Source organism: Streptomyces sp. NPDC051217, from assembly GCF_044455465.1.
Taxonomy (GTDB): domain Bacteria; phylum Actinomycetota; class Actinomycetes; order Streptomycetales; family Streptomycetaceae; genus Streptomyces.
In genome coordinates this window covers 80508-104048 of sequence record NZ_JBITEV010000002.1, presented here as the reverse complement: position 1 = coordinate 104048, position 23541 = coordinate 80508, and the positions used below count along the sequence as shown (strand labels likewise).

Annotated in this window: 24 protein-coding genes; 15 read left to right on the top strand and 9 right to left on the bottom strand. The window is 69.5% G+C overall.

Annotated elements, in window-relative coordinates; all coding sequences use genetic code 11:
- The first annotated feature begins 9 nt into the window (after positions 1–9).
- Positions 10–2325 (top strand): FdhF/YdeP family oxidoreductase, encoded by a 2316-nt coding sequence (locus ACIBBB_RS05535; RefSeq protein WP_398979029.1) that lies wholly within the window; start codon positions 10–12, stop codon positions 2323–2325.
- Positions 2326–2357: 32 nt separating this feature from the next.
- Here the strand turns inward: ACIBBB_RS05535 and ACIBBB_RS05530 are convergent, their stop codons facing one another.
- On the bottom strand, positions 2358–2924 hold the full coding sequence (locus ACIBBB_RS05530; protein ID WP_398979027.1) for a TetR/AcrR family transcriptional regulator: 567 nt from the start codon (positions 2922–2924) through the stop codon (positions 2358–2360).
- Between the two features lie 85 nt (positions 2925–3009).
- On the opposite strand from ACIBBB_RS05530, the gene ACIBBB_RS05525 reads away from it, so the two are divergent.
- Entirely contained in the window at positions 3010–3486 is a 477-nt protein-coding gene (locus tag ACIBBB_RS05525) for a VOC family protein (RefSeq protein ID WP_398979025.1), read from the top strand.
- A 25-nt stretch (positions 3487–3511) separates the two neighbouring features.
- Here the strand turns inward: ACIBBB_RS05525 and ACIBBB_RS05520 are convergent, their stop codons facing one another.
- A complete protein-coding gene (locus ACIBBB_RS05520) occupies positions 3512–4366 on the bottom strand; it encodes an alpha/beta fold hydrolase (protein ID WP_398979024.1) in 855 nt (284 codons plus the stop codon).
- Positions 4367–4649: 283 nt separating this feature from the next.
- Between ACIBBB_RS05520 and ACIBBB_RS05515 the strand changes: the two genes are divergently transcribed.
- Both ACIBBB_RS05515 and ACIBBB_RS05510 read left to right on the top strand, forming a co-directional pair.
- On the top strand, positions 4650–5288 hold the full coding sequence (locus ACIBBB_RS05515) for a CGNR zinc finger domain-containing protein (protein ID WP_398979022.1): 639 nt from the start codon (positions 4650–4652) through the stop codon (positions 5286–5288).
- A 110-nt stretch (positions 5289–5398) separates the two neighbouring features.
- Entirely contained in the window at positions 5399–6067 is a 669-nt protein-coding gene (locus ACIBBB_RS05510) for a DNA-3-methyladenine glycosylase family protein (RefSeq protein WP_398979020.1), read from the top strand.
- 54 nt (positions 6068–6121) lie between these two features.
- Here ACIBBB_RS05510 and ACIBBB_RS05505 read toward each other — a convergent pair whose 3' ends face one another.
- A complete protein-coding gene (locus ACIBBB_RS05505) occupies positions 6122–6532 on the bottom strand; it encodes a Fur family transcriptional regulator (protein ID WP_398979017.1) in 411 nt (136 codons plus the stop codon).
- 209 nt (positions 6533–6741) lie between these two features.
- Between ACIBBB_RS05505 and katG the strand changes: the two genes are divergently transcribed.
- Entirely contained in the window at positions 6742–8973 is a 2232-nt protein-coding gene (katG, locus tag ACIBBB_RS05500) for a catalase/peroxidase HPI (protein WP_398979016.1), read from the top strand.
- Positions 8974–9155: 182 nt separating this feature from the next.
- Here the strand turns inward: katG and ACIBBB_RS05495 are convergent, their stop codons facing one another.
- Positions 9156–10004 (bottom strand): helix-turn-helix transcriptional regulator, encoded by an 849-nt coding sequence (locus ACIBBB_RS05495; protein WP_398979015.1) that lies wholly within the window; start codon positions 10002–10004, stop codon positions 9156–9158.
- A gap of 86 nt (positions 10005–10090) precedes the next feature.
- Between ACIBBB_RS05495 and ACIBBB_RS05490 the strand changes: the two genes are divergently transcribed.
- On the top strand, positions 10091–10873 hold the full coding sequence (locus ACIBBB_RS05490) for an SDR family NAD(P)-dependent oxidoreductase (RefSeq protein WP_398979013.1): 783 nt from the start codon (positions 10091–10093) through the stop codon (positions 10871–10873).
- A gap of 11 nt (positions 10874–10884) precedes the next feature.
- Here ACIBBB_RS05490 and ACIBBB_RS05485 read toward each other — a convergent pair whose 3' ends face one another.
- Positions 10885–11343, bottom strand: coding sequence for a winged helix-turn-helix transcriptional regulator (locus tag ACIBBB_RS05485; protein ID WP_398979011.1), 459 nt, complete (start codon positions 11341–11343; stop codon positions 10885–10887).
- Between the two features lie 63 nt (positions 11344–11406).
- Between ACIBBB_RS05485 and ACIBBB_RS05480 the strand changes: the two genes are divergently transcribed.
- The 3 genes from ACIBBB_RS05480 (at position 11407) to ACIBBB_RS05470 (ending at position 13863) form a co-directional block, all read left to right on the top strand.
- Positions 11407–11889, top strand: coding sequence for a DsbA family protein (locus tag ACIBBB_RS05480; protein ID WP_398979009.1), 483 nt, complete (start codon positions 11407–11409; stop codon positions 11887–11889).
- A gap of 83 nt (positions 11890–11972) precedes the next feature.
- On the top strand, positions 11973–12638 hold the full coding sequence (locus tag ACIBBB_RS05475; protein WP_398979007.1) for an FMN-dependent NADH-azoreductase: 666 nt from the start codon (positions 11973–11975) through the stop codon (positions 12636–12638).
- A 70-nt stretch (positions 12639–12708) separates the two neighbouring features.
- A complete protein-coding gene (locus ACIBBB_RS05470; protein ID WP_398979005.1) occupies positions 12709–13863 on the top strand; it encodes a PP2C family protein-serine/threonine phosphatase in 1155 nt (384 codons plus the stop codon).
- Positions 13864–13959: 96 nt separating this feature from the next.
- Here ACIBBB_RS05470 and ACIBBB_RS05465 read toward each other — a convergent pair whose 3' ends face one another.
- Entirely contained in the window at positions 13960–15066 is a 1107-nt protein-coding gene (locus tag ACIBBB_RS05465) for an epoxide hydrolase family protein (protein WP_398979004.1), read from the bottom strand.
- Between the two features lie 143 nt (positions 15067–15209).
- On the opposite strand from ACIBBB_RS05465, the gene ACIBBB_RS05460 reads away from it, so the two are divergent.
- Positions 15210–15692, top strand: coding sequence for a MarR family winged helix-turn-helix transcriptional regulator (locus ACIBBB_RS05460; protein WP_398979002.1), 483 nt, complete (start codon positions 15210–15212; stop codon positions 15690–15692).
- 333 nt (positions 15693–16025) lie between these two features.
- Here the strand turns inward: ACIBBB_RS05460 and ACIBBB_RS05455 are convergent, their stop codons facing one another.
- On the bottom strand, positions 16026–16505 hold the full coding sequence (locus ACIBBB_RS05455) for a hypothetical protein (protein WP_398979000.1): 480 nt from the start codon (positions 16503–16505) through the stop codon (positions 16026–16028).
- Positions 16506–16693: 188 nt separating this feature from the next.
- On the opposite strand from ACIBBB_RS05455, the gene ACIBBB_RS05450 reads away from it, so the two are divergent.
- Both ACIBBB_RS05450 and ACIBBB_RS05445 read left to right on the top strand, forming a co-directional pair.
- Complete coding sequence (locus ACIBBB_RS05450; RefSeq protein ID WP_398978997.1) at positions 16694–17158, top strand: SAM-dependent methyltransferase; 465 nt, start codon at positions 16694–16696, stop codon at positions 17156–17158.
- A gap of 293 nt (positions 17159–17451) precedes the next feature.
- On the top strand, positions 17452–18258 hold the full coding sequence (locus ACIBBB_RS05445; protein WP_398978995.1) for a DUF427 domain-containing protein: 807 nt from the start codon (positions 17452–17454) through the stop codon (positions 18256–18258).
- A gap of 572 nt (positions 18259–18830) precedes the next feature.
- Here the strand turns inward: ACIBBB_RS05445 and ACIBBB_RS05440 are convergent.
- Positions 18831–19688, bottom strand: coding sequence for a DUF2690 domain-containing protein (locus ACIBBB_RS05440; protein WP_398978993.1), 858 nt, complete (start codon positions 19686–19688; stop codon positions 18831–18833).
- Positions 19685–20494 (bottom strand): peptidoglycan-binding protein, encoded by an 810-nt coding sequence (locus tag ACIBBB_RS05435; RefSeq protein WP_398978991.1) that lies wholly within the window; start codon positions 20492–20494, stop codon positions 19685–19687. Before ACIBBB_RS05435 ends, ACIBBB_RS05440 begins: the two co-directional genes overlap by 4 nt.
- A gap of 456 nt (positions 20495–20950) precedes the next feature.
- On the opposite strand from ACIBBB_RS05435, the gene ACIBBB_RS05430 reads away from it, so the two are divergent.
- The 3 genes from ACIBBB_RS05430 (at position 20951) to ACIBBB_RS05420 (ending at position 23521) form a co-directional block, all read left to right on the top strand.
- A complete protein-coding gene (locus tag ACIBBB_RS05430; protein ID WP_398978989.1) occupies positions 20951–21742 on the top strand; it encodes a hypothetical protein in 792 nt (263 codons plus the stop codon).
- A 70-nt stretch (positions 21743–21812) separates the two neighbouring features.
- Positions 21813–22487 carry a hypothetical protein gene (locus ACIBBB_RS05425; RefSeq protein ID WP_398978987.1) on the top strand — a complete coding sequence of 225 codons (675 nt, stop codon included), beginning with the start codon at positions 21813–21815 and terminating at the stop codon, positions 22485–22487.
- 299 nt (positions 22488–22786) lie between these two features.
- Positions 22787–23521 (top strand): dienelactone hydrolase family protein, encoded by a 735-nt coding sequence (locus ACIBBB_RS05420; RefSeq protein ID WP_398978985.1) that lies wholly within the window; start codon positions 22787–22789, stop codon positions 23519–23521.
- Positions 23522–23541: the final 20 nt, after the last annotated feature.

Below are 23541 nucleotides of genomic sequence, written 5' to 3'. Positions count from 1 at the left end.
GCAATCCGGATGAAGAGGCGACCGAACGAGGAACCGAGCGGGAGTGAACTTGAGATCACTCCGCCCAAGAAATGGGCGGCGGGCGTTCCCGCCGTCGCTCACGCGCTTGGCTATTCCCTCGCGGAGACCTCGGCCCGGCACACCGCCCTGACGCTGCTGAACCTCAATCAGATCCGGGGTTTCGACTGCCCCGGCTGTGCCTGGCCCGACCCGGAGCCGGGGAGCCGACACCGTAACGAATACTGCGAGAACGGCGCCAAGCACGTCAACGACGAGGCGACCACACGGCGCATCACCCCCGAGTTCTTCCGTCGTCATTCGGTGACCGAACTGGGCCGAAGATCGGACCTGTGGCTCAATCAGCAGGGGCGGCTCACCGAGCCCATGGTGAAGCGGCCGGGCTCCGAGCACTACGAGCCGATCAGCTGGCACGAGGCGCTGGGACTGATCGCCGACGAACTCCGGAACCTGGACTCGCCCGACGAAGCCGTCTTCTACACCTCGGGACGGGCCAGCAACGAGGCGGCCTTCGTCCTCCAGCTCTTCGCCCGCACCTTCGGGACCAACAACCTTCCCGACTGTTCCAACATGTGCCACGAGTCGAGTGGCGCCGCCCTGCACGAGACGCTGGGCACGGGCAAGGGCAGTGTGAGCCTGTCGGACATCCACCACGCCGATCTGATTCTCATCCTGGGCCAGAACCCCGGCAGCAATCACCCCCGGATGCTCTCGGCGCTGGAGGAGACCAAGCGCAGGGGCGGCCGTATCGTCGCGATCAACCCGCTGCCGGAGGCGGGCCTGATGCGGTTCAAGAATCCGCAGAAGCCCCGGGGTTTGGTGGGCCGGGGGACCGTGATCGCCGACGAGTTCCTGCAGATCCGGCTCGGTGGTGACCTCTCCCTCCTCCAGGCGCTGAACCTGCTGCTGCTGGAGGCGGAGGACGCCGCGCCCGGCACCGTGCTCAACCGGACCTTCATCGACTCGCACACCAAGGACTTCTCGGAGTTCGCCGAGCACATCCGCTCGACGGTCTCCTGGCCCGACGTCCTCAGGGCCACCGGACTGACCCGCGCCGGGATCGAGCGGCTGCGTGATGCCGTCCTCGGGAGCGAACGTGTCGTCGTCTGCTGGGCGATGGGGCTGACGCAGCAGAAGCACGCCGTCGCCACCATCCGGGAGATCGTGAACTTCCTGCTGCTGCGGGGCAACATCGGCAAGCCCGGGGCCGGGCCGTGTCCCGTACGGGGCCACAGCAACGTACAGGGCGACCGGACCATGGGTATCTGGGAGAAGATGCCCGAGGCGTTCATGGAGGCCCTCGGCCGCGAGTTCTCGTTCGAGCCCCCCGCCGCGCACGGTCTGGACACGGTGGATTCCATCAGGGCGATGCTCGACGGGCGGATCAAGTTCTTCCTCGGCCTCGCGGGAAACTTCGTACGGGCCACGCCCGACAGCCCGGTCACCGAGAAGGCGCTGCGCCGCTGCCGCCTGACGGCCCAGATCTCGACCAAGCTGAACCGTACGCACACGGTCTGCGGCGACACGGCGCTGATCCTTCCGACTCTCGGCCGGAGTGAGAAGGACATCCAGGCGGGCGGGGAGCAGTTCATCACCGTCGAGGACTCGATGAGCCAGGTCCACAGCTCCCGCGGACGTCTGGAGCCCGCCTCCAAACAGCTGCTCAGCGAGGTGGCCATCCTCAGCCGGCTGGCCCGCAGGACGCTGGGGGACCGGGTGACCGTGCCCTGGGAGGAGTTCGAGGGGGACTACGGAACAATCCGGGACCGTATCGCCCGGGTGGTACCGGGCTTCGACAACTACAACGCGCGGGCGATCCGTCCCGGTGGCTTCCTGCTGCCGAACCCGGTCAACGAAGGGGTCTTCCCCACCGCCGCCGGGAAGGCGCTCTTCACCCGCAACGCCTTCGAGATGCTGGATGCCCCCGAGGGGCATCTCGTACTGCAGACGCTGCGCTCGCACGATCAGTGGAACACCGTCCCGTACACCACGGACGACCGCTACCGCGGCATCCACGGCTCACGCCGAATCGTGATGGTCAACCAGACCGACCTGGACGCGCTCGGCCTGCGCGACGGCGACGAGGTCGACCTGGTCACCGTCTGGCACGACGACATCGAACGCCGCGCCGAAGGCTTCCGCCTGGTCGCCTACCCGACCGCGGTCGGGTGCGCCGCCGCGTACTACCCGGAGACGAATGTGCTGGTGCCCCTGGACAGCGTGGCCGACGTCAGCAACACGCCGACGTCGAAAGGTGTGGTGATCCGTCTGGAGCCGGTACGAGCAGGAGCGACGGTCCAGCGGTGAGATCCGGTCTCTCCGGGGGCGTCGCGCGATCGTCACCGGGGGGACCCTGACCGGAGTCCGTCCAGGACGACGGTGAGATGCGCCGGCCTCGCACGGCCCGTGTCCGGATCGCGCGGCAACGCGGAGAGGATGGCGAGCACGTCCGCGGACGAGATGTCCCGGCGTACTCGCGCCAGCTCCTGGGCTCGCCGGAACAGCACGTCGAACGCCGCCTTCATCGGCGCACAGAGCTTCCCGACGGGCGACGTGTCCTCCAGCAGCGCCGTGCTGAGGTGGGCGCTCATCCCCCGGTACCGCGCGCCGATCTCCTCGTACGCGCCGATCCACTCCAGCAGCGCCTCCCACGGGTCCCCGGCACTCATCCGGGCCTCGGCCGCCTCGGTGAGAGTGTCCACCTGGGAGCGCAGGATCGCCGCGAACAGGTGCTCGCGCGTGGGAAAACGGCGGTGCATCGTCGCCCGGCCCACCCCCGCGCGTCTGGGGATCTCATCGAGCGGGGCGTCCGCTCCCAGCTCCCGGAAGACCTCCGTCGCGGCGGCCAGGACGGCCGCCACGTTGCGGGCCGCGTCGGCACGCATCACCTGGCCGGGGACTGTCATGATCCGACCGTAACAGCTAAGTGGGCACAGTGCCCACTTAAGGTCTGGCCTGAGGACGCGCAGTCCGTCGAGCAGCGGAGCGGAAATGACCCAGCGGATCTGGCATGTGGGAGTGGCGGTCGACGACCTGGAGAAGGGGAAGAAGGAGTTCACCGAGGTGTTCGGGCTGTCCTGGCGCCCCATTCGAGTCCGCGCGCTGACGCTGACCGACGCGCAGGGCACCGACCACGAGGTCGAATGCCACGTGACCTTCTCAGAAGGAGGCCCGTTCGCCGTCGAGCTGTGGGAATCGATCCCGGGCACCCCGCTGGCGGCTCCGCCCGGCGGAGGCGTGCACCACATCGGCTACTGGGTCGACGGCATGGCCCAGGAGAACGAGCGACTGTCGGCACTGGGATTCGGCCCGCACACGACGGTCGGCGGGCGTCCGCTGCTCAACGCCGGACCGTCCGGAACGGTCGTGGAACTCTGCGACCTGCGCAGCGACCGCCCCCAACTGCGCGACCTGCTCCCGGCCGGCTCGCGGTACGCGGGGCCACCCGTTCTCGACTCCGAGCTGTGAACCATGTCCCGGGCGGTCAACACACCTAGCTGGTGAGGAAGTCGCGGATCGCCGCCGCGATCTCGTCGGCGTGGGTCTCCAGGGCGAAGTGACCGGTGTCGACGAGACGGACATCGGCGTCGGGGATGTCACGCTTGAAGGCCTCGGCCCCGGCGGGGAGGAAGAACGGATCGTTCCTGCCCCACATCGCCAGCAGCGGCGGCCTGTTCGTCCGGAAGTACTCCTGGAAGGTGGGGTAAAGGGCGACGTTGCTCGCGTAGTCCAGGAACAGGTCGAGCTGGATCTCGTGCGCGCCGTCGCGTGCGAGGTAGTAGTTGTCCAGGCCGTATCCGTCCGGACTGACCCGCGTCACCTCGGGGACGCCGTGCTCGTACTGCCAGACGGTCGTCTCCGGCTGTACGAGCGTCCGGATGGCTTCCCGGTTGGCTGCCGACGGGTCCTTCCAGTACGCCTGCACCGGACTCCAGTTCTCGCTCAGCCCTTCCTCGTACGCGTTGCCGTTCTGCGTCACGATCGCGCTGATCCGCTCGGGATGCCGGGTGGCGATACGGAATCCGACGGGCGCGCCGTAGTCGAAGACGTACAGCGCGAACCGGTCCAGGCCCAGTACCTCGGTCAGGCCGTCGATCACGTCGGTGAGGTGCTCGAAGGTGTAGTCGAAGTCGTCTCGCGCGGGCATGTCCGACCTGCCGAAGCCGGGCAGATCGGGAGCCACGATGTGGAACCGGTCGGCGAGCAGCGGGATCAGGTCGCGGAACATGTGGCTCGACGACGGGAAGCCGTGGAGCAGAAGCAGTGTGGGCGCGTCGGGCGCTCCGGCCTCCCGGTAGAACACCTTCAGACCGTCCACGTCTGCCGTGCGGTATGCGATGTCAGCCATGACGTTCACCTTTCTCGGGGAGGCAGTCGGCGGCCCCACGGCCGCCTCCGCCTCCGGACTGCTCCATGTAACTGATCAATTGCCACTGTGAGGGTTATTAGCTGAACGTGTTTCCCGGAGTGAGCCAGGGGTCCTGCGGTTGGCTCAACGACCGGGAGTAACTGCTCTAGCCCCACTAGCAAGGTTAGGAATCGCACCGTAACTTGTCAACACGACTCAAGGGGGTTACTCTCTTGTTCGAGAGTTGACGTTTCACGTTCGCGCGACAGGAAGGGGTGGCCGCATGGCCCAGGACGCTCCGGCTCTGTTCCTGGCCGACACGCTCGGCCTGGACTTTCTCAACTCCGTCGCCACGCCCGCCGACACACCGGTCGACTGGATCGAGGACGGTGACGGCCTGCTGGCCTGGCTGGAGCAGGCGGAACTGGTGTCGCCCGACACGCTCGCATCCCTGCGTGACCAAGCCCTGCCCGGCGAGTTCGACAGCGTCGCCGCCCAGGCCCGTGGTCTGCGCGAGGAGTTCCGCACGTTCGTGCGCGAACACAGGGGCAGGCCCCTGGGTGCGGAGGACGTGGCGGATCTCGCACCGCTGAACCGGCTGCTCGCGCGCGACGAGGCATTCCTTCAACTCGGCGTCGCGGAAGGCGAGAACGCCCCCGGCCTTCAGCTGCGGACGATGCGCCGCTGGCGCTCGCCGGAGTCGCTGCTGCTGCCCATCGGCGAGGCGCTCGCGAGATTCCTCGGCGAGGAGGACTTCTCGGACGTCAAGGCGTGCGAGGGTCCGGCGTGCACGCTGATGTTCGTCGACCACACCCGGGGCCGCGCCCGCCGTTGGTGCAGCATGGCGCTCTGCGGCAACCGCGCGAAGCAGGCCGCGCACCGCGACCGGGTCAAGAAGAGCCGGGCCGCCGCGAGCGGCTGACTCGCCCCGCGGCTCACTCGTACGGCACCGTCCGGGGGCGGTTTCCCCTCAACCGCGACGCCGAGGGGTTCCCGCGCGCGGTGCCACCGGGACAGCTTTACGTTGGACATATGAACAGGCAGAGGGTGAGGAGACCGGAGGAGTACCTGCGCCGCGCGGACCCAGCACTGGGCTCGGTCATCGACGAGATGGAGCACAGTGGCGGCCCCCGCCCCTCGCTGCCGCCCGATGCGTCGATGTCGAACGATCCGAAGATGCCGACGGATTGCTACGGCGCCCTCATCAGGGGCATCGCCGGCCAGAACATCTCGGCCTTCGCGTCGCGTGCGATCTACCGCAAACTCATCGAGCGCTTCGGCGGCCGGCCTCCCACACCCCAGCAGGTCCTTGACGACGATCCCGACGCCCTGCGTGTCGCCGCCGGCCTCTCCCACGCGAAGACGGACTCCCTGCGCTCGCTCGCGGAGCACATCCTGTCCGGCGAGCTCGAACTCGACCGTCTGCACGATCTTCCCGACGACGACGTCATTCATGAGCTCAGCGCTGTGAAAGGCATCGGAACGTGGACGGCCCATATGTTCATGATCTGGCACCTGCACCGGCCTGACGTCCTGCCCGTCGGTGACCTGGGGATCCGTCAAGCGGTCAAGAGGCTCCACCACCTGCCCGGACTTCCGACACCGGCGGAGGTGACACGCATCGGGGAGCCGTGGCGCCCCTACCGGACGCTCGCGTGCCTCTACCTGTGGCGTCTCGAAGAGTCGGAACCCCAAGTCTGACGTGACCACCCGGGCCCCGCCCTGCGGGCGACGGCGCTACTTCGCGGACAGGCCCTAGCCGCAGGACGGGCACAGCCCCCGGTACGTGACCTCGACCTCGGACACCGTGAAACCGAACCGTTCCGCCGCCGGGAGGCCCGCCAGCGGATCGCCGTTCGGGTGGACGTCGCGGACCGTACCGCAGCGGGAACACACCAAGTGCTGATGCGGGTGGCGGGCGTTGGGGTCGTAGCGCATCGCGCGGCCCGCGGTGGAGACCTCTATGACCTCGCCGAGGGAGACCAGTTCGCCCAAGGTGTTGTAGACGGTCGCCCGGGAGATCTCGGGCAGCCGCTTCGCCGCGAGCGCGTGCACCTCGTCGGCCGTGAGATGTACGTGGTCACCGTCGAGCACCTGCGCGACGACGCGGCGCTGGGAGGTCAACCGCCAGCCACGCCCCCGCAGTCGCTCCAGCAGGTCGCTCATATCAGTTCACCTGTTCAGTGTTCGCGGGATCCCGAGGCGCGTCCACGGATGCCCAGTTGGCCGGATTCTTACCGGATGTACTTTTAGTTCACTTCTTGACTTGGACTCTGTCCATCGTAGGATCAGTTCCGGTCGACAGCCAAGAAACAGCGCGTGACGGCTCCCGGCCGCACCGAGCACCGTGATCCGCCAGGTCCAGAAGGATTCCCATGTCTGAGAACCATGATGCAATCGTCGTAGACGCGAAGTCGGAGGGTGAGGGCGGCTGCCCGGTCGCACACGGACGTATCCCTCATCCGACCCAGGGCGGTGGAAACCAGGCCTGGTGGCCGGAGCGGCTCAACCTGAAGATCCTCGCCAAGAACCCCGCCGTGGCCAACCCGCTGGGCGAGGAGTTCGACTACGCCGAGGCGTTCAAGACCCTCGACCTCCCCGCCGTGAAGCAGGACATCGCGCAGGTGCTGACGACCTCGCAGGACTGGTGGCCCGCCGACTTCGGCCACTACGGCCCCTTCATCATCCGGATGGCGTGGCACAGCGCGGGTACGTACCGGATCAGCGACGGCCGCGGTGGTGCCGGTGCCGGCCAGCAGCGCTTCGCCCCCCTCAACAGCTGGCCGGACAACGGGAACCTGGACAAGGCCCGCCGGCTGCTCTGGCCGGTGAAGAAGAAGTACGGCCAGAGCCTCTCCTGGGCCGACCTGATGATCCTCGCCGGCAACGTCGCCCTGGAGACCATGGGCTTCGAGACCTTCGGCTTCGCCGGCGGTCGCGCGGACGTCTGGGAGCCCGAGGAGGACGTGTACTGGGGTCCCGAGACCACCTGGCTCGGCGACGAGCGCTACACCGGTGACCGCGAGCTGGAGAGCCCCCTCGGCGCCGTCCAGATGGGCCTCATCTACGTCAACCCCGAGGGCCCGAACGGCACTCCGGACCCGCTCGCCGCGGCGCGCGACATCCGTGAGACGTTCCGCCGCATGGCGATGAACGACGAGGAGACGGTCGCCCTCGTCGCCGGCGGACACACCTTCGGCAAGACCCACGGCGCGGGCCCGGCGGACAACGTCGGCGCCGACCCCGAGGCCGCCTCGATCGAGCAGCAGGGCTTCGGCTGGAAGAACAGCTACGGCACCGGCAAGGGCGGCGACACGATCACCAGCGGCCTTGAGGGCATCTGGACGAACACGCCGATCACCTGGGACAACAGCTTCCTGGAGATCCTTTACGGCTACGAGTGGGAGCTGTTCAAGAGCCCCGCCGGCGCCAACCAGTGGCGGCCGAAGGACGGCGCCGGGGCGGGCACCGTACCCGACGCCCACGACGCGTCGAAGACCCACGCGCCGACGATGCTGACGACCGACCTCGCGCTCCGCGTCGACCCGGCGTACGACGAGATCTCGCGGCGCTTCCTCGAAAACCCCGACCAGTTCGCCGACGCCTTCGCCCGCGCCTGGTTCAAGCTGACCCACCGTGACATGGGTCCGATCGTGCGCTACCTCGGCTCCGAGGTCCCCTCCGAGACGCTGGTGTGGCAGGACCCGCTGCCCGCCGTGGCGCACGAGCTCGTCGACGCCGCCGACATCGCCTCCCTCAAGGAGCAGGTCCTCGCCTCGGGCCTGCCCGTGTCCCAGCTCGTCTCCACCGCGTGGGCCTCGGCCTCGACCTTCCGCGGCAGCGACAAGCGCGGCGGCGCCAACGGCGCGCGTATCCGGCTCGAACCGCAGCGTGGCTGGGAGGCCAACGACCCCGACCGGCTGGCGACGGTGCTGGGCACCCTCGAAGGCGTACAGGAGTCGTTCAACTCCGCCCAGAGTGGCGACAAGCGGATCTCCCTCGCCGACCTGATCGTGCTCGCCGGTGCCGCGGCCGTCGAGAAGGCGGCCAAGACGGCCGGCTTCGACGTCGAGGTCTCCTTCACGCCGGGCCGTGCGGACGCCTCGCAGGAGCAGACGGACGTGGAGTCGTTCGCGGCGCTGGAGCCGGCCGCCGACGGATTCCGCAACTACCTCGGGAAGGGCCAGCGGCTGCCCGCCGAGTTCCTGCTGCTCGACCGGGCGAACCTGCTGACCCTGAGCGCTCCCGAGCTCACCGTCCTCGTGGGCGGTCTCCGCGTCCTGGGCGCGACCTACCAGGAGTCGTCGCTCGGCGTCCTCACCGACACCCCCGGATCGCTGACCAACGACTTCTTCGTCAATCTGCTCGACCTGGGCACGACGTGGACGGCGACGTCCGAGGACGCGAACACGTTCGAGGCGCGCGACACCGCCACCGGCGAGGTCAAGTGGACCGGCAGCCGCGCGGACCTCGTCTTCGGGTCGAACTCCGAGCTGCGCGCGGTCGCGGAGGTCTACGCGAGTGACGACGCGAAGGAGAAGTTCGTGAACGACTTCGTCGCGGCGTGGAACAAGGTGTCCAACCTGGACCGGTTCGACCTGGTCTGATCGGCTTCCCGGCCGATCGCTTCGGACCCGCCTGACGTCACGACGGCCGGGTCGCCCCGCGGACACCGCGCGGGGCGACCCGGCCGTCGGCCGTCCCCCTCGTGGGCGGGCACGGCGGGTCCCAGGCACCGGTCCGCGGCGTGCCGCCGGGGTGTGGGGCGGCGGCGCGTTCGGCCGCGGCGCTACAGGTACTCACCGGCCTCGGCTCCCAGCACGTTCAGAAGAGCCAGAGCCTCGGCCCCGGCGGATCCCGGCGGCGCGCTGTAGAGCACGAGGTGCTGGTCGCGGTCCGTGAGCGTGAGCGAGTCGCAGTCGACGGTTATCTCCCCGACCACCGGGTGGCGGAAGGTCTTCGTGAGCATCGGCGCGGCCCGCACGTCGTGCCGCTCCCAGAGCCGGGCGAACTCGGCGCTGCCGTCGCGGAGTTCGTCGACGAGGCCGGTCACCGCGGGATCCGTCGGGTAACGGGCGAGGGTGGCGCGGAGCTCCATGACGACCTGGTGCCGGAACTCGGTGGCGTCGGAGATCCCGTACAGTGGGGCGTCAGGTCGCGCCGGCCCCAGGAACGCCCGGCGCGCGAGATTGCGGTCCTTCGGGGCTCGCGCGGCGAAGTCCTCCATGAGCGCGGCCGCCAGGTCGTTCCACGCGAGCACCTCGAAGACGGCGGACGTCACGAAAGCGGCCGTCTGCGGCAGCCGCTCCAGGAGCGTCAGGATGCTCGGGCGGACGTCGCGCCGGTGCAGCCGGACACGGGTCGGCGCGGTACCCGCGAGGACGTGGAGGTGGTCGGACTCCGCGTCGGTGAGCCGCAGCGCGCCCGCGATCCCGGCGAGGACCTCGCCCGACGGCCGCGGCGCCCTGCCCTGTTCCAGCCGGACGTAGTACTCCGTGGAGATGTGCGCGAGGACCGCGGCCTCCTCGCGTCGAAGCCCCGGTGTCCGGCGTCGCGGTCCGGAGGGGAGGCCCACATCCTCCGGCCGGAGCCGCTCGCGACGGCTGCGGATGAATGCCCCGAGCTCCTGCTTGTCCATAGCCCAAGTCTGCACGCCACGCGGCGAAGGATCCTGGTACCGCCTGTGCCTGTATCCGACCGGGGGGCCGGGCCGACAGTGTCGTCATGACCAACAGCACTCACATCGCACCCATCGGCCTGCTCACCGGCAAGGTTGTCTTCATCACCGGCGCCAGCCGCGGCATCGGGGCGGCTGCGGCCCGGCTCTTCGCGTCCGAGGGCGCCGCCGTCGTGCTCGCCGCCCGCAGCACGGACGCCCTTGAGCGGATCGTCACCGAGATCCGCGCCGACGGAGGCGTCGCCGATGCCGTAACCCTGGACCTCGCCGACCGTACGAGTATCCGCGCGGCGGTCGACCACGTCGAGCACCTGCACGGACGGCTCGACGGCGCCTTCAACAATGGCGCGGCGATCCAGCAGCCCGGCCCGCTCGAAACCACGAGCGACGAGGACATCGACGAGCAGTTCGCCGTGAACTTCCGCTCGCACTGGACCGCCATGACCGCCGAGGCCGCACTCATGCGGCAGAACGGTGGCGGGGCCATCATCAACACCTCCAGCATCGGCAGCCGCCGTGCGAACCCCGCCCTCCCCGCGTACAGCGCCATGAAGCGCGCGCTCAACAGCATCACCGAGACCGCGGCCGTGACCTGGGGCCGTCAGGGCATCCGGGTGAACGGCATCACCCCCGGGGGCACCGCCACGGAGATGATCGACAAGTGGGAGGCGGTCTCCCCGGGCATCATCGAGCGCATCGTCGCGGTGACCCCGCTCGGCCGCATGGCCGAGCCCCGTGAGGTGGCCGAGGTGGCCGCGTGGCTGCTCAGCGACCGTGCCTCGATGGTGACCGGCGCGATAGTGCCGGTCGACGGCGGCGCCGGAGCCTGAGGGGGAGAGCCTCAGGTGTTTCGCGTGTCGTAGGTGTCCTGGTGGCGGCGGATCTCCGCCTGCCGGTCGGCAGACCAGGCCGCCAGCTCCAGCACGGTGGTGAGCAGCGAGTTCCCGAGCGCGGTCAGGGAGTACTCGACGCGGGGCGGGACCTCCGCGTACGCCGTGCGGTCGACGAGCCCGCTGCGCCGGAGCTGCTTGAGGGTGAGGGTGAGCATCCGCTGGGAGATCCCGGGGATGGCGTACGCCAGGTCGGAGTAGCGCACGGGTCCGTCGGAGAGGGTGCCGATGATCAGCACGCTCCACTTGTCGCCGACGAGGTCGAGGGTCTCGCGGATGAAGTCGGCGTCCTGATCGTTCCAGTGCGCGCAGGGTCCGGGGATCTGGCGCACGTTCGCCCGCACGTTCGTGCGCCCCCGCCGGAGTTCCTTGTCGACGGCCACGGCGACCAGCCCCTTCCCCAGACTCACGCACATGAATGTGCCTTTTGTGCCACTCGTCATCCTAATGCACAGTGTGGTTACGAACAGATAGTGAGTTTCGAGAAGGGGCCCACCGTGAAGATCGAGTTCTGGTCGGACATCGTCTGCCCGTACTGCGGGCTGATGGACAACCGGCTCCGGCTGGCACTGGAACGTTTCGAGCACGCCGACGACGTCCAGGTCACCCACCGCTCCTTCCAGCTCCACCCGGATCTGCCGCGCGCGGGCGTCACGCAGCGGAAGCTGCTGGAGACGCACGGCATTTCCGCATCGGAGGGAGAGGGGATCTTCGCTCCCATCGAGGCTGCCGCCCGCGCCGAGGGGCTGGAGCCCTACCGCGCGCTGGAGCGGACCCTGGGGCCGACCGACCTCGCCCACGAACTGCTCGCCTACGCCACCGACAAGGGCCGCGGAGCCGAGGTCTGGACGGCGATGTTCCGTGCCCACTTCGGCGAGGGGCGCCGCCTGTGGGCCGAGGGCGAGGGTCTCTGCGGATCCGGCGGCTGCGCCGTGCCGCCCCGTCCCGCCTCCTGAACCGGTCCCGCCCCCGCCTCCTCCCCGCCCCGGCCCCTCCCGCTCAGTCCCGAACGCCCGACAACACGAAAGGCCGCCATCTCATGTCCTACCTGCTGCGCATCGACGCCTCCGCCTCCGGCCCCTCCTCCATCTCCCGGCAGGTCGCGGACTCCTTCACCGCTGCCTGGACCGGCGACATCGTCCGGCGTGACCTCGCGCTCAACCCCGTCGACCACCTCGGCGCCACCGGCATCACGGCCCGCACCACCCCCGCCGGCGAGCACACCCCCGAGCAGAAGGCGGCGGCCCGGCTCCAGGACGAGCTGGTCGAGGAGTTTCTCGGCGCCGCCGCGTACCTCTTCGCCGTACCGCTCTACAACTACTCGATGCCCTCGGTCTTCAAAGCGTGGCTCGACCACACCATGGTGGTCGGCAGGACCATCGGCCTTGGCGACGCGGTGCCGACGGCGGGCCGCCCCGCCGTCGTCGTATCCGCCCGCGGTGGCGGCTACGGCCCCGGCGCACCCCAGCACGGCAAGGACTTCCTGGTCCCCGCACTGGAGACCGTCTTCGGCGACCCGAACCTGATGGCCCTGGACGTCCGCGCCATCACCCCCGAACTGACGTACGCCCCCAGGATGGAGCCGCTCCGGCATCTGCTGCCCCAGCACCACGCCTCACTGGAGGACGCGCACATGCAGGCGCGCCGGCAGGCCGAGGAGATCTCCCGCACCACGAGCGACCGCACGGTGTCCGTTCGAAGCTGACGAGGACATGGATCCGCGCTCTGCCGGTTATCGGTGAGTTTGTCCCAGTTGGTCCGGGTAGGCTGGCACTATGCCGGTGGTCGGTGTGTGGAGGCGGGGTTCTCAGTCGCTGTGGCGTGGCCGGGCGTTCGTGGTTGCGGCGTTCGTGGTTCTGGTGTTGGTGGTGGCGGCTGATGTGTTCGGTGGGTCATCGGTGCGGCTGGGCGGGATGATGCTGGCGTTGCCGGCTCTGGCGGCGGTGTTCACGGGACCTGGGCCGGTGCTGGTGATCGCGGCGGTGATGTTGCCGGCGTTTGTGGTCTCGCTCGGGGCGAACGGGCGTCTGAACTGGGCGGACGCGCCGGTTTCCCTCGCGACGGCGGTGGTCATCAGCGCCGCCGCGGCGGGCGCGGCCGCGGTACGGGAGAAACGGGCGAACGAACTGGCGCAGTCGCGTCGGGTGACGGCGCGGACGCAGGCGACGTTGCTGCGTCCCTTGCCGTCGCGGTTGGGTCCGGTGGAGATCTCGTCGGCGTATCTGGCATCGGACGAGGAGTCGACGATCGGGGGGGACGTGTACGCGTGTGCGGTTGTCGGCGGGCGGCCGCGGGTGATGGTGGGGGACGTGCAGGGGAAGGGGCTGTCCACCCTGGAGGTGGTGCTGTTCCTGCTGACCGCCTTCCGGCAGGCCGCCCGGCAGGGTGTGGCGCTGGATGATCTGCCGGCGTTTCTGGATGACGGGGTGCGCCGTGATCTGTCCCGTGCGAGGGACGTGGCGCAGGAGGGTGGGGAGGTGGGGGAGGGGCCCGAGGCGGGGCAGCGGATGCGGGAGTGTTTCGTGACGGCGGTCGTGGTCGAGGTGGTTGGTGAGGGTGAGGAGGTGCGGCTGGTCAACTGCGGCCATCCGCCGCCGCTTCTCCTGCGCGGGGGCACTGTGAGGGAGCTGTCGGCGTCCCGGCCGGCGCTACCGGTCGGGCTCCTCAGCCTCGACAGCGACCCCGTACGTGTCGACACCCACCGTCTGGATGTGGGTGACACCCTGCTGCTCTACACCGACGGCCTCATCGAGGCCCGCGACGAAGCCGGTGTGTTCTACCCGCTGGCGGAGCGTATCGGCGCCTGGGTGGCCCGTCCCCCGGCTGCCATGCTCGACGCCCTCCAGAGCGACCTGCGCGGGTATGCCCGTCTTGAGGACGATGTCGCGATGGTCACCGTCCGGCGTTCAACCGCCCCGCGTGACGGGTGAGAGGTGCGCCCCGCGAGGGATCATCCAGTGGATGTGGCGGAGATTGTCGGGAACGGGCCGGCGGATCCGTCCCGGAAGCGGCCTCCGGAGTGGCTTCTAGCAGGTGGCGTACGGGTGGTCGTACTTGATGTGGGTGAGGAAGAAGTCCCGGACGTCCTCGGCGAGCAGTTCCGGCACCTCCATCGCGGCGAAGTGGCCGCCGCGATCGAACTCCGACCAGTGCCTGATGTCGTACAGCCGCTCGGCCAGCGGCCGCACCGACTGCGTGATGTCGTGCGCGAACACCGCCACGCCGATCGGTACCGGGCACGGCTCGATCCGCCGCGGAGCGTCGTGGTGCAGCCGCGCCGAGGAAGCCGCGGTGGCGGTCAGCCAGTACAGCGAGATGTCGGTGAGCATCCGTTCGTCACTGATCTGCGAACGCGGGTCGGTCCAGTGTGCGAAGCGCTCGGCGATCCAGGCCAGCTGGCCGACCGGCGAGTCGGTCAGCGCGTAGCCGATGGTCTGCGGAGTGGCGGCCTGCAGCGCCTGGTACGGCGGACGGTTCGCCATCAGCTGCCTGACCTTGTCCAGCCGGGCTTCATCCCTTTCGGACAGTTCGATGCCGGCGTCCGGGACCGGCCGGGGCGGCAGGTAGTTGACATGCACTCCGACGACTCGCTCGGGTGCCACCGCGCCGAGCGCCGTTGAGATGCCCGAACCGAAGTCGCCGCCCTGCGCGCCGTAGCGCTCGTACCCGAGACGGCGCATCAGCTCGGCCCAGGCCCCCGCGATCCGGGTGATGTCCCAGCCGCGCTCGTGGGTCGGACCGGAGAAGCCGTAGCCCGGGATGGACGGAATCACCAAGTGGAAGTCGCGCGACAGAGGCTCGATCACGTCGAGGAATTCCAGGAACGAACCGGGCCAGCCGTGGGTGAGGACCAGAGCGAGCGCGTCCGGGTTCGAAGACCGGACGTGGACGAAGTGGATGTTCTGGCCGTCGATCTCGGTGGTGAAGTGCGGAAGCTCGTTGAGTATGGCCTCGTGCTCGCGCCAGTCGTAGCCGGTGCGCCAGTACTCGGCCAGTTCCTTGAGCCGCGCCAGGGGGAAGCCGTAGTCCCACCCGGCGTCGGCGACCTCGTTGGGCCAACGGGTGCGGGAGAGCCGGTCGGTCAGGTCGTCGAGGTCGGCCTGGGGGATGTCGATACGGAACGGCTTGATCATGGTTTCTCACTCCGGGGGCGTCATTCGGCGTCCGACAGTTCGGGCGACCGGCGTTTGGCGGACGCATTCGTTAGTCGCACCAACGTTCCTCTCGTCGGCGACGATAGTTTGTTAGTTGGACTAACGCAACGTACGATCGCGGCATGAGCAACAGCACGCCCGACACCGTGAGATCGGCCGGCCGGCCGGCCACTGCCGCGCGGCTGCGGAATCTGGGGACCCGGCTTCTGTCACTGGCCGCGATCCAGTCGGATCGCCTGGTGAACGAGGAGTTGGCGCGAGCGGGCGCCCGCAAGTGGCATTACGCGGTGCTCGTGACACTGGAGGAGTTCGGACCCGCGAGCCAGTCGGAGCTCAGCCGCCGCACGGGGATCTACCGCAGCGACATGGTCGCGGTGATCAACGAACTGGCCGATCGCGGACTGGTGGAACGCTCACCCAACCCTGCCGATCGCCGGCAGAACATCATCGCTGTCACCAAGCCGGGCCACCGGCACATGCTGAAGCTGGACAGACTGCTTGCCGAGGTGGAGAACGAGGTGCTCGCGCCACTGACCCCGTCGGAACGCGAGCAGTTGGCCCGACTCCTCGCTGCCCTTGTGGATCACCACGGCCAGACCATGTGACCCGGCCGTGCACCTCACCCGGAAGGTCAGGGACGCCCACGGCCGTGAGCGGCCGGTACGGCGCACGCGCTGGTGGGCACCGGCCCGCCGGTCCGGTGGCGTTCCACCAAATGGCGGGCGCGCCCCGGACCTCGTCACGCACCTGCTCCGTGAGTACGGCCCGGCCCCAACCGCGCCTGGCGTACTGCCAATAGGCGCGCGGCACCTGGGGACCGTACCGGTTCGGAAGGTGGCGGCCACCATCGGCCGGGGCCCTGGTCTTCATGGCCGACCGGCCCCTGGACCCGCCCGCTTCCTCCTACCCCACAAGGAGGACGGGCAGGTTCGCCGACCTCACCCGTCCCGGTTGCGCCGGTGTCCGACGGCCGCGTACGCCAGGAGGAGGGCGGCGGCGTCCTCCGTCAGGGCCGTCGGCCAGTCGGGACGGCCCGCCCCGGCGGCCGTACGACGCCAGTACGCCCCGCCGAACGTGCCCGCCAGTGAGGCGGCGGCGCCGACCGCGGCGGGCACGGCCGGCGGCGCGCCGCCCGGTTCGCGGGAGGCCAGGGCCACGGCGGCGAGCGCGCCGAATGCCATCCGGGACACGATCCCGGATGGGCTGAGACGGCTCGGCGTCGAAGGCAGCTTGTCCCCGACCAGTTCGCCGACGGCCGCTGTGGCGGTGATCCTCTTGGCCCACACCCCGGAGAACAGGTCCGCCGGCCGCCCGCGTTCCCCCGGTCGGGTGGTCAGTGCGACGGCGGCTGTCCCGAGTTGGCTGCGCAGGCCGGCCACCACGCCCACCAGAATCAGCCGTGTCACGCCATCGGGCATACAAGCACCTTTACCCTTCATGCAGCCCTGGGTGCCCCGGCACACTCCCGGGGAAACGGACCGGGCACGGGGTCACCTCAATGCCCATGCCCAGCCCTCCAGCACTCGCTGCTGTCGAGGTCTGTCGCGATCACGCCAGGGGCGTCACTGGGCAGGGTGGCGTCACGTTCTCGCGAGGGAGTCGCACGATGAGCACGTTTGGGATCACCCCGATCGGTGTCGTCAGCAACGTCCGTACCAATGTCCAGGACACCGACAACTGGGGCGCCGTACGGAGCACCGTCACCGTCGATCCACGCTTCGGTGACGACTGCATGCAGGGTCTGGAGGGCTTCTCCCACGTCGAGGTTCTCTTCGTCTTCGACCAGTTCCCGGAGCCGGACGAGTACCGGCCCTTGCCTCCGCGCGGCCGGTCCGACCTGCCCGCCGTCGGCGTCTTCGCCGCGCGCGGTCCGCGTCGCCCCAACCGCATCGGTGTCACCTGCTGCCGCATCACGGCCGTGCGCGGACGGGAACTGGACGTGGTCGGTCTTGACGCGGTCTCCGGTACTCCGGTGATCGACCTGAAGCCCGCGATGTCCGCGTTCGCACCGGGCACCCTGCGGGAGCCCGAGTGGGTCGCGGAGTTCATGGACGACTACTTCAAGCCCTGAAGCCCTGAAGGCTGTCCCGTAGGGCCTGTCCGTCGGGACGTAGCCCCCACCGGCCCGGCGTGACCGGGAGGGAGGCCAGGGGGCGGCGTCCGCCTTCACCGGAGTTCGGCCTGCGAGGTCACCAGCGCCAAGACCAGGTTCAGGCCGTGCCCGAGCAGGCGGTCGGCGGTCGGCGGCTGGATCCCGCGCCTGCGCGCATCTGCGCCGGAAGCCCCGCACGGCGCGCTTGACGTGCTTGACCATGTGATCGTGGGTGAGGCAGCCCCACGACTGACCAGGGACAGGAGGCGTTCATGCCTGACGACGCCCAGTACTTTCCGCAGATGATTGTCCCGGCCGGACATGTCGAACCGGTCGCCCGCCGCATCCGCGCGTTCCTGGCCGGCCGGGTGCTGTTCGACACCGTGCGGGCTCTTTACGTGTGGGAGTGGCCCGGTTATCCGCAGTACTGCGTTCCGGCGGAGGACTTCACCGAAGGAGTTCTCATCGACGAGGACCACACACAGAAGGGGGGCCTGGGGGTGGCACGCCTCCATGGGCTGCGCAGCGGCGGGGTCGCCCGGCCCGGCTCGGCCCGGCTCTGGACCGAGGAAGCGCCCCCGGGCCTCGCGGGCACCGTACGGATCGACTGGGCTGCCCCCGACGCGTGGTTCGAGGAGGACGAGCCGGTGTTCGTCCACCCCCGCAGCCCCTACACGCGGGTCGACGCGCTCCGATCGAGCCGCACCGTCCGCGTCGAACTGGACGGGGAGGTCCTCGCCGAGGCGCCCTCGACCGTCATGCTGTTCGAAACCGGCCTGCCGACCCGCTACTACCTCGACCGCGTGCACACCGATCTCACCCGGCTGGTGCCCAGCGACACCGTCACCAGTTGCCCCTACAAGGGCAGCACCAGCGCCTACTGGTCCGTCACCACGAAAGCCGGCAACTACGTGGACATCGCCTGGTCCTACGATTTCCCGACCCGCCAGCTCGCACCCATCACCGGGCTCGTGGCCTTCTACAACGAACAGACGGACATCTTCCTCGACGGCCGCCCGCTTCCCCGTCCGGCACCCGTTCGCCGAACCGCCGCAGCCGCCGGGCACAAGTCCGGCTGACCCCTCACGGGAGAATCACAGTCTCCGCTGCCCCTTTCCTCCTTTCTCTCCACGGGAGTGGAAGCTGCGCCGAGAGTTGCGTGCCGGGAAGAAGAGGTCGCTGCCTTTCTGGAGCAGGGGCGAGCACTCGCTCTGGAGGAGCAAGGGACCGTCAGTTGGTACGCGTTTCGCCTCGGCGACAAAGAGTTCGGCATCTTTGACACGTTCGACTCCGAGGACGGCCGGACCGCACACCTCGAAGGGCCGATCGCGAAGGCGCTGGCCGAGGCGACCCCACACCTGCTCGCGAGCCCCCCGAACATTCGCCCTGTCACTCTGGTAGCCGTGAAGTAGGGGTGCGCCCGGGGCGTGTGCCTTTCCGCGGGGCTCCACGGCGCCAGGACGAGGCGGCGGCCGAAGCGGCCCGTGCGCTCGTAGATGGCGATGAGTGGAGAAGGAGGCCGAACTCACCTGTTCGGAGGGGGTTTCGGTCACGCGGTCAGTACGGCGGCCCCGCCGGCGGCTTCCGGACGGAGCGGTACCCGTACGCGTAACTGCTCGGAGAGGCTGTCGCCCTTGTTGAAGGGCTGAGGCTACGTGGGTGAGGGTGGCCGGGTCGTGTCGGCGGCCTCGTTCACGCGGGCCTCCACGCACTCCCGTTCGCCGTCGGCCGACGCGGGCCGGAAGCAGGCCCGGACCGTGCTGCCCGGATGGGCTTCGGTCATCTCGGTGTAGACGTAGGTTTCCGCGTCCACCATGTCCTCGATGCGTACGTCGTGTGTCGGGCCGGCCGCCGTGACATCCACCCGGTCGCCGACCCGGGTTCCCCACACACGGGCCCAGCTCGCGCCGCACTTCTCGCTGTAGCGCAGCTCCACGTGGGCGCCGGTGGCGGTGCGGTACGTGGTGAGGTTGTCGGGGTCGATGCCGCAGACCAGGCGCATCGGGTCCAGGCCCTCGCAGGCGGCCGCGTGACACTGAGGGGCGAGGGAGTACGGGGCGGAGGCGGATGGCGGTTCGGCCTCCGGGGCCTCCCGGTCCGGCAGCAGGAAGAACACCAGTGCCACACCACCGACGATCACCGCGCACGCCGACGCCAGCACCACCATGAGCCCGTCCCTGCGTCCGCGCGGCCCCCCGGTCTCGGGAGGCGGCGTCGGCTCCCGCGGCTGTGACCGCGGCTCCCCGGCGGCGGGAGCGGGGACCGCCGCGCGTCCGCTCCAGTCCGACTCGGCGATCTCCCACAGGGCCAACAGCCGCCCGTCCGGTTCGTTCGCGAGCCTGCACAGCTCCTGTACGGCCTGACGAGGGGGCAGGCTCTTGCCGTTGAGATAGCGCTCCCACGAGGACTTGCTGTACGCCGTGCGTTCCGACAGCGCCACCAGGCTCAGACCCGTACGGGCCCGCAACTCCCGCAGCACCGTGGTCAGTCGGGTGTGTTCCGAGGTCACTCCGGCGCCGCCTCGCGCAGGGCCTTCCAGGTGTGCGGGCCGATGACACCGTCCACGACAAGCCCGTACCGTTTCTGGACGCGCACGACCGCACGCTGCGTCTGGGGGCCGAAGACGCCGTCGATCTCTCCCGGCGCGATGCCCGCCCGGCGCAGCAGGCACTGAGCCTCGGCCACCACCGGCCCCACGTGGGTGTACGCCACGATGGTGTCGGTGGTGCGGCTGAGGCCCGCGTACCAGCGGCCGTCACGCTGCTCCAGCCGGCAGGTGTAGATGACCGGCACCAAGGACTCCGACACGATGGCCGGGGCCGTCGAGGTCCTACCGGCCCGTTCTTTTGCGAGCTTGGCGCGGGTGTCGGCGAGCTGCACGGCCAGCAGGACGGCCGCGGAGACCGACAGCACCAGGGCCACCGCTCCCACCGCGACCAGGATGCGCGGGTAAGGCCCGTACGGCTGCCGCTCCGTGGGCGTGGATGACGGCGTCACCGGGGGGCTCTCCGGGCCGCTTTCCGGGGCACCGGTGATGGCGCCTCGTCCCTCCGCCCAGTGTTCGGCGGCGATCTCGTGCAGCACCAGCAGCCGGGTCGGATCGTCACCGCCGATGCGGGCCATCGCCTCGACTGCCTCCCGGGGCGGCAGTGACCTGCCGTTCAGATACCGCTGCCACGACCTCGCGCTGTACCCACTCTTCGTGGCCAGTTGACGTGTGCTCAGTTCGCCGCGGTCCTTCAGTCCGCGCAGTCGCACGATCAACTGGCGTACGTCTGGATGCAGTTCAGCGGGCAGCTCTTTCCAACGCGACATGTTTCCCCCGGCTCGCGTCAGGGGCCGCAAGTCCGGCCCCCCGTGTCCCGGCCTCATTCTCCATCATCAGGGCGCTCACGGTACGGCGACCCCGCCGCGTACAGAATCGGCCATCCCCGCTCGCGGCCGTCCCGCCGTACGGACTCGGCAGCCGACGTCCCAGCAGGTCAGTGCCTGGGACGTCCCGGGATGACGCCACTTCCACGTCAACTGTGGCCGGAGATCGCCCCGAACCGGCATTCTCGTTGCGGAGAGGCACCGGTGCGGTCGGCTCTGCCCATCGCATGTCACGCTTCGTCCTCCCCGGGGGAGAGGATGAGGGCTCCAGAACCGGTGACCGCAGAAGGGGCTACGCCGGACGTGCCTCCGGACCCCGTGGCGGGCCCCGTCCCAGGCTGAGCGATCTGGTCCGCTCCGCCCGCTCTCAAGGAGAAGACCGCTCTGAGGAAGAACACTGTGCGGTGGCTGATACCGGCCGTCGCTTCCGTGCTGGCCCTGCCGCTGTCGAGCGGCTGCGCCATCGACAAGGGCACCGCGCTCGCAGCGGATTTCGAAGAGGACTGGGTCGGCACGGCGGACGTGGCCAGAATCCACACCACCAAGAACAACACGCTGCCCTTCAGCGGGACGACGACCGGGGTGCTGGTCCTGGAGGAGGACACACCGGCGGACCATGTGTCGGCAAGGGCGGAGGAGTTGAGGGAGTACGTCGCCCGGCACAACAACGTCACCGGCCGGATCACGGCGGACGGCATCACGTTCACCGTCGTCGCGGACAAGGAACGCACCCGTGAAGTGATGGCGCTCTGGCGGTCGTTGACGACCGACGACCACGTGGTGACCGGCGACATCAATGACGCGTCCCGGAAAGGGACCGATGGCTGGCGGTCCGAGGTCACCGCGGTCGATGCCACCGGCGCGATGGCGGTGTTCAAGGACATGGTCTCCGCCGGCGGCCGGCACCGGCCGCTCTCGGACGTGTCGTCCTTGAAGGTCGAAACGGGGCGAGGTGTGCGGCCGGGGCTTTCCGTCCGGACCGGCTTCGACGGCACCCTCCCGACCGAGGCGATCGCCGCCTACGAGGCGGTGGCCGCTCAGCACCCGGTGGTCGGTGCGGGCCTTCATCATGATCGTGCAAGCATCGTCGTGGCGGAGGGGGCCGACCTGGTCCACGCCGGTGAACTCGCCAGAGGCGCGGCACCGAACCTCTCCGCCGCCGTCGAGGTCAGGAGCGACAGCGGTGCCTGACCGACGTATACAGACACATTCGTATACAGGCACAGCCGTATACAGAAACACATGAGAAGGAGCCCATCGGGTGACCAGCACTCTGACCCTGCGAGCGCTGCGGCGGCTGCGGACGACTCCCGGCGGGCAGCTCGACTGCCGGATCGACTTCTCCGACGGACCGGGCTCCTCGCGACCGGTCGCCTACGTGGAACGCGAACTGGCGCCGGGCGGCATATCCGCCTACCTCGCGGCCCGGAAGAGCGGCGCCCGCTCCTTCGTCCTGTGGACGGACGAGCACCGACAGACCCGGGTCGCCACCCTTGTCACCCTCACCGGAGGCCGGCGGTCACAGTTCCAGGTGCTCGGCCCACAGGGCGAAACACTCGGCCGGATCACCCGCGACAAGGCGTTCAGCCGGGGCATACGCACACGCTGGACGGTGAGCCGCCCCGGCGCCCCCGACGCCGTGGGGTACAAGGGCCGGCTCTTCTGGTGGTGCGTGTGGTGGTTCTTCTCGCCCCTGCTGCCCTTCGTCCTCATCTCCCCGTTGTTCAGCGGCGGCATCGGTGGTGACTTCCCGCGCGGCCCCCGACGCATCAAGTGGCGTGCCGGCGGACAAGTGCCGCTGGAGTTCAGGTCGTCGGGCGACACGGTTCATCTGAACGCACCCGACCTGGACTGGCGGCTTGGAGCCGCCCTCGCGGCGCTCATCCCCTCGTTCGACGGCTGGATCGGGAATCCCTGGGACAGCAGGAAGGACTGACATGCGGGGATGAGTGTGCGGGGTTGCCGAGGTGCTGACCAAGACCAGTCTCGTGAGCAGCACTGTGAACCGGGGGAGGACTGGCAAAAATCCTGTCCGGTGGGCTAAGTTACGCGGCGATGACTACCGGGACGGCATTGCGCCACACACGGATCGGTGACCCGGCGCTCCTCTGAGCGCCGTACGGGCCGGTGCCGGCCCGCTGGGGGATCGAGGGGCCGACGCCGACGCTGTTGCGCGCGCTCCGCCTCCTGTCGTGTTGATGACAGCTGGACACATCAACCACGACAGGAGACCTCATGCTCACCAAGACCCCGCACATTCCCACCGCGGACGGTCAGGCCGACGCTTTCGCCGCCTTCCCCGACGATGGCGCGCCCCACCCCGGGGTGCTGATGTACGCGGACGGCTTCGGCATCCGCCCCGTATTGCGGGAGATGGCCCGTGAACTGGCCGGGCACGGGTACTACGTGCTCGTCCCCAACCTCTTCTACCGGCACGGCCCGGCACCGGTGATCGAACTTCCCGAGCACATCGGAGAAGAGGTCCGGTCCGCGGTCTTCGCCCAACTGATGCCCTTGATCGAGGCGCACACCGCCGAACGTGTCCTGAGCGACGCCGACGCCTACCTCAGCTTCCTCACCACCCAGCCCGAGGTCGGCCCCGGTCCGGTCGCGGTGACCGGCTACTGCATAGGGGGCCTCGTGGCTGTACGTACCGCCACGGCCTACCCCGGCCAGGTGGCAGCCGTCGCCGCGTTCCACGGACCCGTGGGCGCCGACGGGCCCGACAGCCTCGCAAAGCTGACCGCCCAGGTCCACTTCGGCCACGCCGAAGGCGACATGACGCCCGAGGCCCTCGGCGAGCTCAACCAGGCCCTGGACGCGGCGGGGGTCGCCCACACCTCCGAGATCTACCCCGGTACCGTCCACGGCTTCACCATGTCCGACACCGACGCCTTCAACCCCGCCGCGCTGCGACACCATTGGGACCGCCTGCTGCCCCTCCTCGACCGCACCCTGGGCGACAACTGACGTTCCGGACCGATCCGTGA

Bases quoted from the DNA above. Each gene is read 5' to 3' on its own strand.
- ACIBBB_RS05505 (WP_398979017.1), bottom strand. From the start codon at position 6,532: ATGAGCGACCTGCTGGAGCGACTGCGGGGGCGTGGCTGGCGGTTGACC.
- ACIBBB_RS05455 (WP_398979000.1), bottom strand. From the start codon at position 16,505: ATGCCCGATGGCGTGACACGGCTGATTCTGGTGGGCGTGGTGGCCGGC.
- ACIBBB_RS05495 (WP_398979015.1), bottom strand. From the start codon at position 10,004: ATGGACAAGCAGGAGCTCGGGGCATTCATCCGCAGCCGTCGCGAGCGG.
- ACIBBB_RS05535 (WP_398979029.1), top strand. From the start codon at position 10: ATGAAGAGGCGACCGAACGAGGAACCGAGCGGGAGTGAACTTGAGATC.
- ACIBBB_RS05475 (WP_398979007.1), top strand. From the start codon at position 11,973: ATGTCCTACCTGCTGCGCATCGACGCCTCCGCCTCCGGCCCCTCCTCC.
- ACIBBB_RS05525 (WP_398979025.1), top strand. From the start codon at position 3,010: ATGACCCAGCGGATCTGGCATGTGGGAGTGGCGGTCGACGACCTGGAG.
- ACIBBB_RS05460 (WP_398979002.1), top strand. From the start codon at position 15,210: ATGAGCAACAGCACGCCCGACACCGTGAGATCGGCCGGCCGGCCGGCC.
- ACIBBB_RS05515 (WP_398979022.1), top strand. From the start codon at position 4,650: ATGGCCCAGGACGCTCCGGCTCTGTTCCTGGCCGACACGCTCGGCCTG.
- katG (WP_398979016.1), top strand. From the start codon at position 6,742: ATGTCTGAGAACCATGATGCAATCGTCGTAGACGCGAAGTCGGAGGGT.
- ACIBBB_RS05520 (WP_398979024.1), bottom strand. From the start codon at position 4,366: ATGGCTGACATCGCATACCGCACGGCAGACGTGGACGGTCTGAAGGTG.
- ACIBBB_RS05465 (WP_398979004.1), bottom strand. From the start codon at position 15,066: ATGATCAAGCCGTTCCGTATCGACATCCCCCAGGCCGACCTCGACGAC.
- ACIBBB_RS05445 (WP_398978995.1), top strand. From the start codon at position 17,452: ATGCCTGACGACGCCCAGTACTTTCCGCAGATGATTGTCCCGGCCGGA.
- ACIBBB_RS05490 (WP_398979013.1), top strand. From the start codon at position 10,091: ATGACCAACAGCACTCACATCGCACCCATCGGCCTGCTCACCGGCAAG.
- ACIBBB_RS05530 (WP_398979027.1), bottom strand. From the start codon at position 2,924: ATGACAGTCCCCGGCCAGGTGATGCGTGCCGACGCGGCCCGCAACGTG.
- ACIBBB_RS05510 (WP_398979020.1), top strand. From the start codon at position 5,399: ATGAACAGGCAGAGGGTGAGGAGACCGGAGGAGTACCTGCGCCGCGCG.
- ACIBBB_RS05470 (WP_398979005.1), top strand. From the start codon at position 12,709: ATGCCGGTGGTCGGTGTGTGGAGGCGGGGTTCTCAGTCGCTGTGGCGT.
- ACIBBB_RS05420 (WP_398978985.1), top strand. From the start codon at position 22,787: ATGCTCACCAAGACCCCGCACATTCCCACCGCGGACGGTCAGGCCGAC.
- ACIBBB_RS05435 (WP_398978991.1), bottom strand. From the start codon at position 20,494: ATGTCGCGTTGGAAAGAGCTGCCCGCTGAACTGCATCCAGACGTACGC.
- ACIBBB_RS05450 (WP_398978997.1), top strand. From the start codon at position 16,694: ATGAGCACGTTTGGGATCACCCCGATCGGTGTCGTCAGCAACGTCCGT.